The organism is Chryseobacterium sp. CCNWLW53 (assembly GCF_037083525.1).
GTDB lineage: Bacteria > Bacteroidota > Bacteroidia > Flavobacteriales > Weeksellaceae > Chryseobacterium > Chryseobacterium lathyri.
The window spans coordinates 613,862-631,040 of the sequence record NZ_JBAOJR010000003.1; the positions used below are offsets into that span (position 1 = coordinate 613,862).

The following is a 17,179-nucleotide window of genomic DNA, read 5'->3' on the forward strand; positions in this document are numbered from 1 at the left end:
TATGAAAAGTAAAATATTGGTTGTATTAACTGCGTTTTGGCTGGTGTCTTGCAAAACTAATCCAAATGCGAAAAATGACCTAAATTATATGCAGAATATAGAAAAGGTAGCTGTTGAATCATCTTCCAGAAATTCTAATAATACGATACAAGTTGGTGATCAATTGGTAATATTGGTGACTGCCAAAGATATGGATGTTGTAAAGCCATTCAATCAAAACTATTCTTCTTCAGAAATCATTCAGACAAATGCAAGTGCCGGAGGAAATACTCCGAATCAAGGGATGACAAGTATTTCAGGGCCGATGTATATAGTTGATGCAGAAGGAAATATAGATTTTCCTGTAATCGGGAAAATTAATACAGTGAATAAAGATTTAATTAATCTTAAAGAAGAATTAAGAAGTAAATTATCGCAGTATGTTATTAATCCTAGTGTAAATATAAGGTTGGCAAACTTTAAGGTAACTGTATTGGGAGAGGTAAATAAGCAAGGCGATTATACAATATCAAACGGGCAGGCTACTATTTTAAATGCACTTGGCCTTGCAGGTGATCTCACAATGTTTGGAAAAAGAGAAGATGTTCTAGTTATAAGAACTGAAAATGGGGTAGTGACTCACGGTAAAATTAATCTTTTAGACGCCAATCTAATTAATTCCCCATATTATAACCTAAAACAAGGAGATGCAATTATTGTAGCAGCTAATAATACAAAAGATTTAACTTCTAAACAAAATCCTAATACAGGACTGTATTTGACAGCTGCATCTATTGCAATAACTGCAGTCGCAGTTGTGGTGAGTTTAATTAAAAAGTAACTCCGCGTATATTCTTATAAAATATCATAATGAATAAAAACAAATCATATAGAATGGCGGTTATTGGGCAAGGATATGTAGGTTTACCACTGTCTTTAGAATTTGCTGCACATTATCCAGTTCTAGGATTTGATATTAACAAAAACAGGATCGACCAGTTGAATGGAGGTTATGATGTGACTCTTGAGGCTGATCCTGAAAAGCTTAATACCCACTTAAAAAAATACATACAGACAGAAGGAAAGCTCGGTTATAAAGCAACAAATAAATTAGAGGAAATTTCACAATCTAATGTATTTATAGTAACTGTCCCCACACCGATTAATAAATATAATGCACCTGATCTGGGACCTCTAATTTCTGCATCTAAAATGTTATCCGGAATCATTAAATCGGGAGATATTATTATTTATGAATCAACGGTTTTTCCTGGATGTACTGAAGAAGAATGTGTTCCCATTTTGGAAAAATATTCCAATCTAAAATATAATGAGGAATTTTTTGTAGGATATTCGCCTGAAAGAATAAATCCAGGAGATAAAATACATACTCTTACAAGTGTGAAAAAGGTAACATCTGGTTCTACTAAAGAAATTGCAGAAGAAATAGATGAATTATATAGAAAAATAATTACTGCAGGAACTCACAAAGCTCCAAGCATTAAAGTAGCTGAGGCATCAAAAGCGATTGAAAATGCACAAAGAGATGTTAATATTTCTTTCGTGAATGAGTTAGCATTAATATTTGACAGAATGGGTATTGACACAAACGATGTCCTAGATGCTGCTGGAACAAAGTATAATTTTCTTAAATATAAACCTGGCTTGGTTGGTGGGCATTGCATCTCAGTAGATCCCTATTACCTGGCCCATAAAGCAGAACAACTTGGATATCATCCAGACGTTATTTTATCTGGACGCCGAGTTAATGATTCTATTGCAAGATTTATTGCCTCTAAAGTTGTAAAACTTCTTATTGAAAAAGATAGGGTTATTAAAAATTCTACAGCTTTAATTTTAGGTGTTACATTTAAAGAAAATTGCCCTGACGTTAGAAACACAAAAGTATTAGATATATATACAGAATTGGTGGATTATGGTATTAATGTAGAAGTATATGATCCCTGGGCAAATAAAGATGAAGTGAAAGCTGAATATGGAATTGAGATTTTAGATCATTTTGAAGAGGGAAAAAAATATGATTCAATAATTATTGCAGTTGCTCATAATGAATTTCTTAAATTGGATATTGAAAAATTGAAAAAAGCAAAAAGTGTGATTTTTGATACGAAGGCATGTTTGGATAGAAGTTTAGTAGACGCAAGACTATAATTTAAAATAATAAACTGATCAACTAATCAATATCTGTTGCTAAATAAATAACAGAATAATTTGTAAAATTTAAAACTAAATAATGGATAATCCAGTTATTGAAGAATCAGAAAAAATTAATGTTCAGGAAATAATCAAACCCTATTTAAGAAACTGGTTGTGGTTTGTTATTGTTCCTATAATTTCTTTAATTATAGCGTATTTTTATTTAAAACTAACTACTCCGGTATTTAGCATTCAATCATCGGTACTTATTAAAGATGCTAAAAAAGCAGCTTCTGGTGGAGATTTTGGTATGTTGCAGGATCTGTCGGTATTGGGGGGTATGGGAACTAATAGTATAGATAATGAAATAGAAATTTTTAAATCTAAAAAATTAATGCAGGAAGTTGTAAAACAATTAAGATTACAAACTTCTGTCTATACTAAATATGGTTTAAAAGAAAAAGAGCTTTACAAAAGTTCATCTCCTGTTATTATTGAAGTAGTTAATGAAAAACTTTTTACAAAAGAACCTCAAAGACCTATTTCAATAAAAATTTCCGGAGATAACATAACATTAGCTAGTGATGAATTACCTGAAATTAAAACTCAGTTTAATAAAGTTATAAATCTTCCGTATGCTAATATAATTATATTGAAAAATTCCCAGTTTAATAAATTAGAAGCTGGTGAAATGGGAGATATTTATATGACATATTCTACAGTTCATGGTGCTGTAGATAACCTACAGAAAATATTAAATGTAGCATTAGTAAATAAGGATGCTACAGTAATTGGATTATCTCTGAATTATGCGAATGTAGCTAAAGCTAAAGATATAGTAAACAAACTAGTAGAAGCTTATAATAACGAAGCTATTTCAGATAAAAATTCGGAATCTAAAAAGACAAAAGATTTTATAGATGATAGGATCAACATTATTTCCAATGAATTGGGACAGGTAGAAAATGAAAAAGAAAAGTTCAAATCAAATAACCAGATTACGGACCTAGTAACAGAAGCTAAAATTAATCTTGAAGTTTCTGCAGAAGCAAGAGCAAAACAAATTGATCTTGAATCTCAGCTTGAATTGACCAATGCATTGATTGATTTTATGGGTAGACAAAATAACAGTCAGGTTCTACCTAGCAATATTGGTTTAAATAATACAACTGCTACCACTAATATTTCTGCATACAATCAGTTAGTATTGGAAAGAAACCGTTTATTAGAAAATGCGACTCCACAAAACCCGTTAGTTATAGATCTTAACAAACAGATTTCGTCGTTAAAAGGATCTGTTATGGAAAGTCTTATTAAAAACAGAACAGGAATTCAGTTAGCTAAAAATCAATATGAAGGAGAGCAGAACAAGATAAGCTCAAAAATCACGAAAATTCCTGCTCAGGAGAAGATGTTTAGGAGTATTGAGAGACAACAACAGATAAAAGAAAATTTATATTTACTTCTATTACAGAAAAGGGAAGAAACCGCTATCTCGTTAGCGGTAACAGCAAGTAAAGCAAGAATAGTAGATTATGCCTATGCATCACCTAAACCGGTTGCGCCAAAAAAAATGCTTATACTTTTAGGAGCATTGGTTTGTGGCTTTGTCATTCCCTTTGTGATTGTATACTTAAAAGAACTTCTGAATAATAAAGTAAAATCAAGAAATGATCTTGAAAAACTTTCTCATGGTAAATCTGTAATAGGTGAAATTCCAGGTTTATTAAGAGGTCAGGATGAATTGGTAAAACTTAATGACCTTTCACCTTTGGCAGAAGCATTTAGAATTCTTATTACCAATATGAATTTTATGATCCCTAAAAAGAAAGATGCTAAAGTGATCTTCGTTACCTCAACGGTAAAGGGAGAAGGGAAAACTTTTGTTTCCGTTAATTTAGCTCTTACTTTAGCTACTCCAAACAAAAAAGTTATTATTATTGGCTCTGATATTAGAAACCCACAACTTCAAAGATATAATCCGGCTAGAAAGGGCTTGTTAGGTCTTACAGAATATTTATACAGTGAAAAGGTAACTGGTAAAGAAATTATACATGTTTCCACCTTCAATCCATATTTGGATGTTATTTATTCTGGAAGTATTCCTCCAAACCCTACAGAACTTCTTACAAATGGGCGTTATGAACATTTAATTGAAGAATTGAAAGACCAATATGATTATATTATTCTGGATACGGCTCCTTTAATGCTTGTTACAGATACATTCCTGATAGCCGATATGGCCGATGTTACTTTATATGTTACAAGATCAGGATATACAGAAAATGCATTAATTGATTTTGCTAATAAGAGTATCAGCAGCCAGAAAATTAAGAATGTAGGCTTTATATTAAATGATGTTGATAAGGATTACTTTGGATATGGTAATAAGTATGGGTATGGGTATCATGCTGAAGAACAAAATTGGTTTACAAAACTAAAAAACAGATTTTAATTATGGATAAGCCGGTTCTCATTACACTTCCTAAAATTGTTGATCCCAGGGGTAATTTGTCTTTTTATGAATATCCTAATCAATTACCCTTTGAGATTTTAAGAACTTATTGGGTCTATGATGTGCCTGGAGGAGAAATAAGAGGAAGCCATGCGTTCAAAGAACAGCAGGAATTTATAATTGCACTTTCAGGAAGCTTTGACGTAGTACTGCATGATGGTATAAAAGAAGAAAGATTTTCTTTAAACAGATCTTACTATGGTTTGTATATTCCCAAAATGTATTGGCGAAGATTAGAGAATTTTTCTACTAATTCATTAGCCCTTATTGTATCAGACAAGTTATATAATAATGAAGATTATGTTAGAGATTTTGAAGAGTTTAAAATATTAGTCAATGAAAAGTAAGGTTTCAGTATTTGATTGCAGTGTAATTGATTTAGGAAAAATCAATTTTGCAGAAGGGAATCTAACAGTTGTTGAAAATGATTCATCATTTCCCTTTAATGTAAAGAGAGTTTTTTATCTGTATGATATTGCTGGTGGTGAAAGCCGTGGAGCACATGCCCATAAAGAATGCCATCAATTTCTTATTGCGGCAGGTGGGAGCTTTGAGGTTTCATTAGATGATGGAAAATTCAAAAGACAGGTCTTTCTTAATCGTCCTGATATAGGATTACATATTCCTCCGGGAGTATGGGCTTCAGAAATTAATTTTTCTTCGGGTGCAATTTGTTTAGTATTAGCCTCCCATTCGTTTAATGAAAAGGACTATATTAGAAATTATCAAGATTTTTTAAAATATATCAATGAGTAGAATTCATTCTTTATCTGATGTTCAAACAACTAATATCGGGATAGACACATTCGTTTGGCAATTTAGTATTATTCTAAAAAACGCAGTCATTGGAAATAATTGCAATATCAATTGTCATGTTTTCATTGAAAATGATGTAATTATAGGTGATAATGTAACCATAAAACCTGGAGTACAGATTTGGGATGGATTACGAATAGAAGATAACGTATTTATTGGACCTAATGTAACATTTACCAATGATAGGTATCCGCGATCTAAGAAATATCCTGAAGAATTTCAACAGATAATTATTAAGCAGGGGGCGAGCATTGGCGCAAATGCTACCATTTTGGGAGGAATTACCATCGGAACAAATGCTTTAATTGGTGCAGGGAGTGTGGTGACTAAAGATGTACCAGCTAATGAATTATGGGTAGGTAATCCCGCTAAAAAGATTAAAAATATAGAATAATGATTAAATTTCTTGATTTACAAAAGATCAATCTTCAGTATCAAAACGAAATAGAAGCAAAGCTTCTGGAAGTTTTCAGATCAGGTTGGTACCTTATGGGTGGTGAACTTTCTAATTTTGAAAAAAATCTTTCCCACTATATAGGTTCAAAACATGCAATTGGTGTTGCTAACGGTTTAGATGCCTTACGCCTTATTCTTCGTGGCTATATTGAGATGGGCGTAATGCAGAAAGGTGATGAAATTATCGTTCCTGCAAATACTTACATTGCTTCCATTCTTGCAATTTCAGATAATGGCTTAGTTCCTGTTCTGGTAGAACCTACATTGGATAATTACAATATCGACATAGATAAAATTGAAGATAAAATTACTTCAAAAACAAAAGGAATTTTAATTGTTCATCTTTATGGAAAAGTTGTTTTTTCTGAAAAATTAAATGATATTGCCAAAAAATATCAACTTAAAATCATCGAAGACAACGCTCAAGCAATCGGAGCCAAATGGAAAAATATAAGCACCGGGAATTTAGGCGATGCAGCAGGTTTTAGTTTTTATCCAGGGAAAAATCTCGGAGCATTGGGCGATGCAGGAGGAATTACAACCAATGATGAAACATTAGCGAAAATTATCAGAGCATTAGCTAACTATGGTTCCAATCAAAAATATGTGAATGTATATCAGGGTTTAAATTCCAGACTTGATGAAATACAAGCTGCAGTTTTAGATGTTAAACTGAACTATATTGATGCTGAAAACAACCGCAGAAAAGAAATTGGAGCTAGATATATTACAGAAATTAAAAATCCAAAGATCTTCTTGCCAGAAAATCCTGCTGACACGGCGGAACACGTTTGGCATATATTCATCATTAGAACTGAAGACAGAGAGAAATTACAAAATTATTTGGTGGAGAATGGTGTTCAGACTCTTATTCATTATCCTATTCCGCCTCATAAACAAGAAGCTTACAAGGAATGGAATGATCTGTCATTTCCAATTACGGAAAGAATACATAATGAGGTTTTGAGCTTGCCTATTTCGCCAGTGATGAGTGAGAAAGAAGTTTCTGATGTAATCTCTATTATTAACCGGTTTAAATGATTTCGAAAATAAAGAAAGTACTAACAAGTGATCTTGTAAAAGTTTTCTCATTTACAGGGCTTTCTACATTAATCAAATTGATTACCAGTTACATTACTGTAAAAGTTATAGCTAGTGTAATAGGTCCTGCTGGTGTTGCATTAGTAGGACAGTTGCAAAATTTTACAGCAATATTTACAACAATAGGAGCTGGTGGAATCAATAATGGTATTGTAAAATATGTTTCAGAATATAAAGAGAATGAACCAGAACTAAAAAAATACCTTAAAAATGGTTTTAAATTAACCACTTTTTTTTCATTAATATCTGGACTGTTTTTAATCATTTTTTCCGTATATCTTAGTAAATGGATTTTGTTTGAGAAAAAATACTATTATCTCTTTATCCTTTTTGGGGTGAGTTTGGTTTTATTATCTTTTAACAATTTTTTCTTATCAGTGCTTAATGGTTTCAAAGAGTTTAAGATCTTTGTTACAATTAATATCTTTACAAATATTGTTAGCTTACTATTTACAATTATATTAGTTTGGTTTTATGATTTGCAAGGAGCTTTAGTAGCTTTAGTTACCTATCAAGGCATTATTTTTTTTATCACTCTCTTTTATTTAAAAGAAAAAAAATGGTTTTCGAAAGAATTATGGGGTAGTTGGGATGAGATTATCATTAAGAAATACCTTTCTTTCAGTTTGATGGCGCTTGTAACTGCGATGACGGTTCCTGTATCACAATTGTTGATAAGAGGCTATATTATTAAAGAATTTTCGATAACAGAAGCTGGTTTTTGGGAAGGAGTCAACAGGATTTCTGCAATGTATCTTATGTTTGTTACGACATCTTTTAGTGTTTATTATTTGCCAAAATTATCTGAGATAAAAGATGACAAACTGTTGAGACAAGAAATCCTTAAAACCTATAAAATTATAACTCCAGTAATATTTATAACTTTATTGCTCATTTATTTCTTAAAAGATATGGTAATAAATATACTTTTTACAAAGGAATTTTATCCAATGAAAGGACTATTTTTATGGCAGTTGATTGGAGATTTTTTCAAAATTATGAGCTGGTTGTTGGCATTTGTAATGGTAGCAAAATCCATGACAAAAACCTACATCACAACCGAAATAGTGTTTTCTGTTTTGTTGGTTGTTTTGTCTTATTATTTCATTAATCAAAACGGAGTTGTTGGAGCAACTCAATCATATTGTATCAATTATATTATATATTTTGGAGCAATGATTTTTATATTTAAAAATAAGCTATTTAAAACTACATGAAGATAATTATTCCTATATATGCGTATGGTAAAGCGGGTGGTTTTAGAGTGCTTTCTCAATTGGCGAACCACTTTATAAAGGATGGGCACAAAGTCGTGTTTTTATCTCATAAAAGCAGTGATATTCCCTACTATCCTACCCAGGCTGAAGTTTTATATTATGACAATAATGGCAACTTGTCTTCTACAAATCAGATGCAGTATAACACTCCTGTTTTAGGCATCTTTTCATTAAGAAGGATTTTGAAAAATGTGTTGGATAACATTACTTGTGATATAATTCTAGCCAATCATTCATTGACTGCACAACCTGTTGCAAAATGTATTAATAGTGCCCAAAAATTTTATTATATTCAGGCATATGAACCAGACTTTTTTAAACCACTTACATTAAAGAATAGAGTGCTTCAGTATATTAGTAAACGGTCTTATGGATTGGGTCTAAATATGATTGTAAATTCTAAAATGTATTTTGATTATAAGGAAATTAAGGCTGAAAAATATGTTCCACCTGGTCTGGATTTAAATATATTTCAAGAAATAAAAAATAAAAAGAGCGAAAAGCTTGTTATAGGTACTATTGGTAGAAAAGAAAAACACAAAGGAACTGGTTATATTATAGAGGCTTTCAAAAACCTAAAAAACAAATATAATTTGAATATTGAATTGAATGTTGCTTTTGGCCCAAAAGATTTAGAAAATATTGAAGGTATAATAACTTGCCAGCCTGATGGAGATGAAAATCTAGCCAATTTTTATAATTCTTTGGACGTATATATTTGTGCACAGACAATACAGTTGGATGCTATCCATTACCCAATCCTAGAATCCATGGCATGTAAAGTTCCAGTTATAACCACAGGATATTACCCTTCATCAAACTCTAATGCATTTCTAATCCCTATAGAAGATGTGAATGCCATAGAAGAAATGATACTTAGTTTTTTAGAATGTAGTAAAGAAGATATCATAAAGAAAACGGAAATTGCATATCAAGATATTAAACAGTTTGATTGGACAAATGTATCGAGACAAATGCTAAGCTATTTTGAAAATTAAACTAATCTGCAGTGGACACATATTACCTGATACTTTTTGTTGCATTTTTATTATGCTTTTTTGATTTCGTTTCTTATCGAGGTCCGAAACTTTTTGTTTATTGTATATTCTGTTTGATAGTAGTCTTTTTGATAAGTTTTAGAAAAATAGGAAATGACAATGATAGCCCAATGTATGAAAGTATGTTTTATATTTATTCGAAATCTACTATAAGCGAATTGATAGAGGGAGGATATGGGTACGTCGAAAAGGGTTATACTTTCTTAAACAAATTTATTGGAGAATTAGGAGGTACTTTTAGAAATGTATTAATGGTTATGGCAATTGCTACTGCTGCGGTCAATTATAGTTTTTTTATTAAGAAGACGAATTTTATTTTTATTTCATTATTGGCATACTTATCATTTTTTCTCATATACAGAGATTTTACACAGATAAGATATGGTCTTTGTGCAGCATTTTGTTTTTGGTGTATTGACAATTTTATTGAAAAAAAATATGTGAGAAGCTTAGTGTTTTTTTTATTAGCATTTTTATTTCATAATTCAGCACTGATCCTATTGCCTACATTACCCTTTTTGAAGTATTTCAAAAATAAAAAGGTTTTGATTCTGCTCCCTATTCCCTGCTTTATCTTAGGTAGTTTAGTCAATTTTTTTCCTTTGCTTCTTATTTATGGTTACAGTAATGCCCATATGGATGAATATTTGAAGGAAGAGGGAGGAGGAGGATACGCAATATCTATTTTCGGTTATTTTTTAATTTTAATTTATTATATTTTTGATAGATATTCAAAAAAAATAGTATTTACTGAGAGTCAAAACTTTTATTTTAGAATTTTGGCTTTTAGTGTCTCTCTCAATTTACTTTTTGTTCAATCTGCTATTTTTCAAAGATTTACTTTTATTTTATTTCAGTGTTCCATTATAGTAATATCAATTTTATTATTTATGGCAAGAAAACATATTAAGAGAAAAGAAAATTTTTTCATATTATATTTTTGTTTAAGTGTTTTTTATCTAATTTATGGAATAAGGATTATAAATCCTGAACTTATACGACCATATGAAATATCTTTTTCCGAATGATTGATATCCTTTTAGCCACATATAATGGTGAGAATTTTTTAAAAGAACAAATTGATTCACTTAAGAATCAATCTTATTATGATTGGAGGCTGTTAATACATGATGATGGTTCGATCGACAAAACGATAGATATCATTAAAGAGTATCAAAGAAATGATCCGAGGATAATTCTAATTGAAGATGGCATAAAATTTGGAAATGCGGGCAAGAATTTTATGCATTTGTTGTCTTTTTCAACATCCGATTTTGTTATGTTTTGTGATCAGGATGACATTTGGCTGCATAATAAAATAGAATTTCACTATAATGGAATAAAAGATAAAAAGACACCCGCCATGATTTATTCAAATGGCTACATCTATAAAAATAATGTAAATATTCAGATTGAATTCATAACTTTCCATAGAAATAATATTCAAGATAGTATTTTCTTGAACGGTGGAATTCATGGTTGCTGTGTTATGATAAACAAATTGATGTTAGAAAAAATTAACAATATTTTTCCTGATTATGTATATATGCACGATCATTTTATTACCATGCTTTCTGTAACTTTTGGGGAAACGATTTACATAGACAAACCGCTTATGTTATATCGTCAACATGATAATAATGTGACGGGAAATATTGAAACTTCTTTTTTCCTAAGACTTAAAACTTTCTTAAATTACAATAATCCTATTATTGAAAAAAGGCACTACAATGCAAATAAAAGTTTTTATGAAACATACAAACTAATAATGGATGAAAAGAAAAGAAAGCTTTTTAAAGATTATTTGAGATTTACGGAAGTTAATCTTATTCAGCGTCTTGTAATAGTAATCAAAAATTCTTTTAAAGTGATAAGTGTTAAAAATTTAGTGTTGAAAACATTATTGAGAAAACCAATCTAATAACAATTTTGTATGAAAAAAGGTATTTTGATTCTTGCATTGTCTTTTTGTGGAATTTTGGGTTTCGCATCGGTCAAAGTCTTTCACGTAAGAGATTTTGGTGCAGTGTATAATGATAATAAAGATGATACTCAGGCTATTCAAAAATGTATAAATGAAGCAGTTAAATATTCAGATTCTAAGATAATTTTTGGATCTGGGGTGTACAATGTTAATAAGCAGTTGGCTATAGATTATACAAATAAATCTTTAGAAATCAGTAGTGAAATGATTAATGGTAAAATTGCCGAAATTCACTCTACCTCTCAGGAACATATCATTCATGTTAGAGGTTTTTTTACAAATCCATCAACAGGCACATTTAAATTAAATCACATTAAAATTATCGGTAATAATACGCCATACAGTCCCAAACATCCAAACATAAACAAGAAAGAATGGAAGGCGGCTCTGATTATTACTGATATGAGCAATGTATACATAGACAATGTTCAGATTGAAAACTTTTATGGACAAGGAATCCATATCACAACAACGGATCCACTCAAATTACCTTTGAATTCTAGATTTAAATTTGTGGAAATTACAAATTGTAAACTAATAGATGTTTGGGGTAGTAACCCTAAATTTGATGATTATGGTGATGCTATATATCTCGCAAATGTTGCAGACGGAATAGTGAAAAATAATTATATAGAAAACAAACTTCTACGTACAAATCAATTAGGCAGATGCGGAATAGTATTGGAATTTTTTTCCGAAAATATCCAAGTTTTAAATAATCAAGTAGTAGAAGGTTATGATCGCCCTTTGCATATTGAGAGTACATATGGTGGGCATTCTGTTAAAAATAATATTTTCAAAGGTTCAGATTTAGGCATTGTTATAGTAGAAAATTTTGAGAAACCTTATAAACCAACAATATTTTCTAACAACAATATTTCAAATGTAAACCTTCTTAAAAATGTTAAATTAACTAAATCCTATGGAGAAGGAAGTTATGGAGACAGGTCGTTTGTGTTTATTATAACAACAGGAAAGAGTAAAGAAAATTTGATTATTTTTCAGGATAATGAATTCATAGTGGACGATAATTATACTTATAATTCCAATTCTGTATTTAATATAAGGTCAAAAAATGTAGAATTACTTAGAAATACTTTCAAGAGCACCAGCATGAGTAAAAATTATTCAATATTTAATTATGGTAAGAGTAAGCTAAGTAATAACAAGCTCCAAAATAATTTTGATATACGATGAGAATTCTTCAAGTGATTGACTGTTTGAGCATAGGAGGTGCTGAAAAAAATTTGGTAGAAATAGTTCCTTTACTAGTCGAGCGTGGCTTTGTAGTAGATGTTTTATTGCTGAACGGTAATAAAACTCCATTCTATTATCAGCTCGAAAAGTTAGGCATAACAAACATCTTTAGTTTGGGAGATTCCTATTATAATCCCAAATATATCTTTAAAATGATACCTTATTTGAAAAAATATGATTTGGTTCACGTTCATTTGTTTCCTGCTCAATATTTTGTTGTTTTAGCAAAAATTTTATCTTTTTCTAAGGTTAAGTTATTATTTACTGAACATAGTACGGGGAATAAAAGACTAAATAATCCCAAACTCAGATTTGCTGAAAAATTTATAGATAAATATTATTCTAAAATTATATGCATTACCCCACAAGTTAAGAACATTTTAATAGAGAAGCTTCAGATTGATCATTCAAAACTACTTGTTATTGAAAATGGAGTTAATCTTAAAAAAATTAAAAATGCTATTAAATATGATAAATTAAATTTTGGATATAACCAGACAGATGTTCTGTTAATAATGGTTGCAGCTTTCAGAAATGAAAAAGATCAGGATACAGTTATTAAGACTATGCAAAAATTACCTGAAAACTGCAAATTAATTTTGGTTGGAGAAGGAGCAAGAAAAGAACAATTAAAAATTTTGGTGAATTCACTTCATTTACAAGAGCGAGTTAATTTTTTAGGCATTCGAGAAGATGTTTATTCATTATTAAAAATGTCGGATATAGCAATATTAAGCTCTCACTGGGAAGGATTTGGTTTAGCTGCCGTAGAGGCTATGGCAGCAGGAGTACCTATAATAGGATCAAATGTTTCCGGATTAGCTGAGGTAATAGGAAACCCCGATTTGTTATTTGAGAGTGGGAATGAAGTTGATTTGGCAAAAAAAATTGAAAAATTAATTACTGATAAAATTCATTATTTAAAAATGCAAAAATATACACTTGAACGTTCTAAGAATTATGATGTGCAAATAATGGTCTCCAATCACTATAGTCTTTATAAAAATCTTATAAATGAATAACAAAAAAGTTCTACATATCATAACTGTTTCTTTTGTTATAAATCATTTTTTCGGAAAACAGTTTTCTTATCTCAAAGAAAAAACATCAAACCAATATTTCTTAGGTTGTAGCCCTTCTGATGAATTTTTTCAGCTCAGTGAATCGCTAAATTATACTCCATTTGCCGTCAATGTAACGCGGCACATTAGTCCCATTACTGATTTAAAAGCAATATTTAAGATTTATAAATTCATAAAAGATAATAATATTGATACAGTTATAGGTCATACCCCAAAAGGTGGGATGGTTGCCATGATTGCCGCTTTTTTTGCAGGAGTCCATAACAGAGTATATTTTAGACATGGGATTATTTATGAAACAAGTAAAGGTCTCAAAAGATTTCTGCTCAAAAATATTGACAGACTTTCAGGCACATTGGCGAAAAAAGTTGTTTGTGTAAGCAATTCTGTCAAAAAAATAAGCGAACGCGATAAATTAAACAATCCATCTAAAAATATTGTCTTAGGTTTAGGTACTTGCAATGGCATAGACACCGAAAATAAATTTAATCCTGAAAAGAATGAGTTAGCAACCTTACCTAACATTACAAAGAATTTACAGCTTTCCGAAGATAATTTTGTTATTGGGTATGTCGGGAGATTGGTTAAAGATAAAGGAATTAATGAATTGATTGAATCTTGGGAAATATTAAGAACAAAACACAAGAACTTAAAATTACTTTTAGTAGGACCAATTGAAGATAGGGATACAATTAGTAATGAATCAAAAATAATTATTGAAACTGATAAAAATATTATTAATACAGGTTTTGTCCTTAGTGCTGCACCCTATTTTAGTTTGATGGATGTATTCATTTTACCTACTTATCGTGAAGGTTTTCCTACGGTTTCCTTAGAAGCCTCCTCAATGAAATTACCGGTGTTGATTTCTAAAGCAACTGGTTGTGAAGAATCTATTGTTGAAAATGAAACTGGTATTTTTATCAAAAATAATCCTCAAGATATTGCGAAAAAAATTGAATATTATATCCAAAATCCTGAGATGAAAATAATTCACGGTTTGAAAGGAAGAGAATTTGTAAGAGGAAATTTTGAAGAAACTAAAATTTGGGATATAATACATGAACGATTAGGTTACTAAAAATGAAAATAATTATTACAGGTATATCTGGATTTGTTGGGAAGAATCTCTCAGAATTTTTGATAAAACAAAATTTTGTTGCTTCTGGGATTTCCCTTAGAAACAGTTACGTTTTTAATATTGATGCTGATGCAATAATCCATCTTGCGGGAAAAGCTCATGATACTGCAAATACTTCTGCTGAGGAAGAATATTTTAAGGTAAACAGAGATTTAACAATTCAACTTTTTGATGAATTTTTAAATTCAAATATCAAAGATTTTATTTATTTCAGTAGTGTAAAAGCAACAGCAGATACGGTTGAAGGAATTTTAGATGAAGATCACATATCTAATCCTCAGACGCCTTACGGAAAATCAAAACTTTTAGCAGAACAATATTTATTATCTAAAGATCTGCATGAAGGTCAAAGGTTATTCATCATTCGTCCATGTATGGTTCACGGTCCGGGAAATAAGGGAAACCTAAATCTTTTATATAAAGTAGTGGAGAAAGGAATTCCGTGGCTGTTGGCAGCATTTGAAAACGAACGCTCTTTTCTAAGTATTGATAATCTCAATTTCTTGATATTGCAAATACTTAAAGATAAAAATATTCAGTCAGGAATTTATAATTTTGCAGACGATGAAAGTATTTCTACAAATGATTTGATAGAAATTATAGGAAAGGCTTCAGGCAGAAAAAGCAAACTGTGGAGGTTGCCTTCCGGAATGATTACTGCAGCAGCAAAATTAGGTGATATATTAAAGTTGCCTTTAAATTCTGAAAGATTGAAAAAGCTAACGGAAAGTTATCAGGTTTCTAATGAAAAAATTAAAAATGCTTTGTGTATAAAAAAACTTCCTGTTTCTGCAGAAGAAGGACTTTTTAAAACAATAAAAAGCTTTAAAAACACATGATGGAATATATAATTATAATAATTATCTTATTTATTGTAATACTGTTATATTTTAAAATAGCTGATAAATATAATATTATTGACAAACCCAATCACAGAAGTGCACATACTCAGATTACATTAAGAGGAGGAGGGATTATTTTTCCTGTAGCATTTGTTATCTTTTGTTTATTCAACCTTAATGAAGCCGTACAAAACTATTGGTCCTTTGGATTAGGACTTTTGGCAATTTGTATCATTAGCTTTGTTGATGATGTTAAAACCTTATCAAATAAAATCAGACTTTCGGTTCATTTAATTTCGGTAATTCTGCTTTTGTATTTTACAGGAGCTTTTAACCTAATGTCTTTTTGGGTTTGGCCTATTTTATTTGTTATGATAATAGGAACCTTGAATGCTTATAATTTTATGGATGGAATTAATGGAATGACAGGGATTTACAGTCTTATAACTTTAGGTTCATTAGCATATATTAATAAGAATATTATTCAGTTTACAGATGAAAATTTTATCGTATATCCGATTTTGGCATGTTTGGTTTTTTTGTTTTTTAATTTTAGAAAAAAAGCAAAATGTTTTGCAGGAGATGTCGGAAGTATGGGGATAGGCTTTTGGGTAATAGGCCTTGTCACACTCCTTATTATGAGAACAGGTGAATACAAATATATCCTGTTACTTTCAATTTATGGAATGGAAGTAGTTCTTACGATTACAGAAAGGATATTGTTAAAAGAAAATATTTTTGAAGCTCACAGGAGACATTTATATCAGCTTTTTGCCAATGAGAAAAAAGTTTCACATTTAATAATAAGTTCAGTTTATGCTGTTTGTCAGTTATTAATCAATATATTTTTAATTTATTCACAATTTCCTATTTGGTTCATAATTTTGATTATATTTATTCCACTTGGAGGAATATATCTGAGCCTAAAATGGAAACTTAAAAAGGAATATAATTTATAGAAACATAAGATGAAAATAAAAGAAACACTCTTAAAAGATTGTTATATCATCGAGCCTACAATTTTTGAAGATGATAGAGGATACTTCTTTGAAAAGTATAATGAAAAAAAATTTGAAGAATTAACGGGAATGAATGGCCATTTTGTTCAGGATAACATTTCAAAATCTTCATATGGTGTGCTCAGGGGACTCCATTTACAGAAAGGAGAATATGCTCAGGCCAAACTAGTGTCATGCCTGGAAGGAAGAGTTTTTGATGTAGCAGTTGATTTGAGAGAAGATTCACCAACATTTGGAAAATGGTTTGGGGTTGAACTTACACCGGAGAATAAGCTTCAGCTTTATGTTCCCCGGGGATTCGGACATGGGTTTTCGGTTTTAAGCGAAACAGCTGTTTTTTCTTATAAATGTGATAACTTTTACAATAAAGAATCTGAAGGAAGTGTTATATGGAACGATCCGGATTTGAATATTGATTGGAAGCTTCCAATCGAATCTATCATACTTTCTGAAAAAGATAGATTGCTCCCTAATTTTTCCGAGAAAAATTTTTAA

17 protein-coding genes are annotated in these 17,179 nt (G+C 30.5%); all 17 read left to right on the forward strand.

All coding sequences use genetic code 11. From position 1 onward, the window contains the following. Window position 1: 1 nt before the first annotated feature. Complete coding sequence (locus V6R96_RS11890) at window positions 2-820, forward strand: polysaccharide biosynthesis/export family protein (protein WP_336378842.1); 819 nt, start codon at window positions 2-4, stop codon at window positions 818-820. A gap of 29 nt (window positions 821-849) precedes the next feature. Then, window positions 850-2,151, forward strand: a complete 1,302-nt coding sequence (locus tag V6R96_RS11895; protein ID WP_336378841.1) for a nucleotide sugar dehydrogenase — start codon at window positions 850-852, stop codon at window positions 2,149-2,151. A gap of 82 nt (window positions 2,152-2,233) precedes the next feature. Continuing rightward, complete coding sequence (locus tag V6R96_RS11900; protein WP_336378840.1) at window positions 2,234-4,591, forward strand: polysaccharide biosynthesis tyrosine autokinase; 2,358 nt, start codon at window positions 2,234-2,236, stop codon at window positions 4,589-4,591. Window positions 4,592-4,593: 2 nt separating this feature from the next. Beyond that, window positions 4,594-4,998 carry an FdtA/QdtA family cupin domain-containing protein gene (locus V6R96_RS11905; RefSeq protein ID WP_336378839.1) on the forward strand — a complete coding sequence of 135 codons (405 nt, stop codon included), beginning with the start codon at window positions 4,594-4,596 and terminating at the stop codon, window positions 4,996-4,998. Further along, entirely contained in the window at window positions 4,988-5,407 is a 420-nt protein-coding gene (locus V6R96_RS11910; protein WP_336378838.1) for an FdtA/QdtA family cupin domain-containing protein, read from the forward strand. Before V6R96_RS11905 ends, V6R96_RS11910 begins: the two co-directional genes overlap by 11 nt. Further along, on the forward strand, window positions 5,400-5,861 hold the full coding sequence (locus V6R96_RS11915) for an acyltransferase (RefSeq protein WP_336378837.1): 462 nt from the start codon (window positions 5,400-5,402) through the stop codon (window positions 5,859-5,861). The genes V6R96_RS11910 and V6R96_RS11915 overlap by 8 nt, the downstream gene beginning before the upstream one ends. After that, window positions 5,861-6,964, forward strand: a complete 1,104-nt coding sequence (locus V6R96_RS11920; RefSeq protein WP_336378836.1) for a DegT/DnrJ/EryC1/StrS family aminotransferase — start codon at window positions 5,861-5,863, stop codon at window positions 6,962-6,964. The genes V6R96_RS11915 and V6R96_RS11920 overlap by 1 nt, the downstream gene beginning before the upstream one ends. Then, entirely contained in the window at window positions 6,961-8,241 is a 1,281-nt protein-coding gene (locus tag V6R96_RS11925; RefSeq protein WP_336378835.1) for an O-antigen translocase, read from the forward strand. Before V6R96_RS11920 ends, V6R96_RS11925 begins: the two co-directional genes overlap by 4 nt. Next, window positions 8,238-9,299 carry a glycosyltransferase family 4 protein gene (locus tag V6R96_RS11930; protein ID WP_336378834.1) on the forward strand — a complete coding sequence of 354 codons (1,062 nt, stop codon included), beginning with the start codon at window positions 8,238-8,240 and terminating at the stop codon, window positions 9,297-9,299. The genes V6R96_RS11925 and V6R96_RS11930 overlap by 4 nt, the downstream gene beginning before the upstream one ends. Window positions 9,300-9,310: 11 nt before the next feature. After that, on the forward strand, window positions 9,311-10,387 hold the full coding sequence (locus V6R96_RS11935) for an EpsG family protein (protein WP_336378833.1): 1,077 nt from the start codon (window positions 9,311-9,313) through the stop codon (window positions 10,385-10,387). Then, entirely contained in the window at window positions 10,384-11,280 is an 897-nt protein-coding gene (locus tag V6R96_RS11940) for a glycosyltransferase family 2 protein (RefSeq protein ID WP_336378832.1), read from the forward strand. The genes V6R96_RS11935 and V6R96_RS11940 overlap by 4 nt, the downstream gene beginning before the upstream one ends. Window positions 11,281-11,292: 12 nt before the next feature. Next, window positions 11,293-12,540, forward strand: a complete 1,248-nt coding sequence (locus V6R96_RS11945) for a right-handed parallel beta-helix repeat-containing protein (protein ID WP_336378831.1) — start codon at window positions 11,293-11,295, stop codon at window positions 12,538-12,540. Next, complete coding sequence (locus V6R96_RS11950) at window positions 12,537-13,622, forward strand: glycosyltransferase (protein ID WP_336378830.1); 1,086 nt, start codon at window positions 12,537-12,539, stop codon at window positions 13,620-13,622. The genes V6R96_RS11945 and V6R96_RS11950 overlap by 4 nt, the downstream gene beginning before the upstream one ends. Continuing rightward, window positions 13,615-14,763, forward strand: a complete 1,149-nt coding sequence (locus tag V6R96_RS11955) for a glycosyltransferase family 4 protein (RefSeq protein ID WP_336378829.1) — start codon at window positions 13,615-13,617, stop codon at window positions 14,761-14,763. Before V6R96_RS11950 ends, V6R96_RS11955 begins: the two co-directional genes overlap by 8 nt. A gap of 2 nt (window positions 14,764-14,765) precedes the next feature. Beyond that, window positions 14,766-15,662, forward strand: a complete 897-nt coding sequence (locus tag V6R96_RS11960) for an NAD-dependent epimerase/dehydratase family protein (RefSeq protein WP_336378828.1) — start codon at window positions 14,766-14,768, stop codon at window positions 15,660-15,662. Continuing rightward, window positions 15,659-16,624: a glycosyltransferase family 4 protein gene (locus tag V6R96_RS11965; protein WP_336378827.1), complete on the forward strand. Its 966-nt coding sequence runs from the start codon at window positions 15,659-15,661 to the stop codon at window positions 16,622-16,624. Before V6R96_RS11960 ends, V6R96_RS11965 begins: the two co-directional genes overlap by 4 nt. Before the next feature lie 9 nt (window positions 16,625-16,633). After that, the gene (gene rfbC / locus V6R96_RS11970) at window positions 16,634-17,179 is read left to right on the forward strand and encodes a dTDP-4-dehydrorhamnose 3,5-epimerase (RefSeq protein WP_336378826.1); all 546 of its coding nucleotides are present in this window, start codon (window positions 16,634-16,636) and stop codon (window positions 17,177-17,179) included.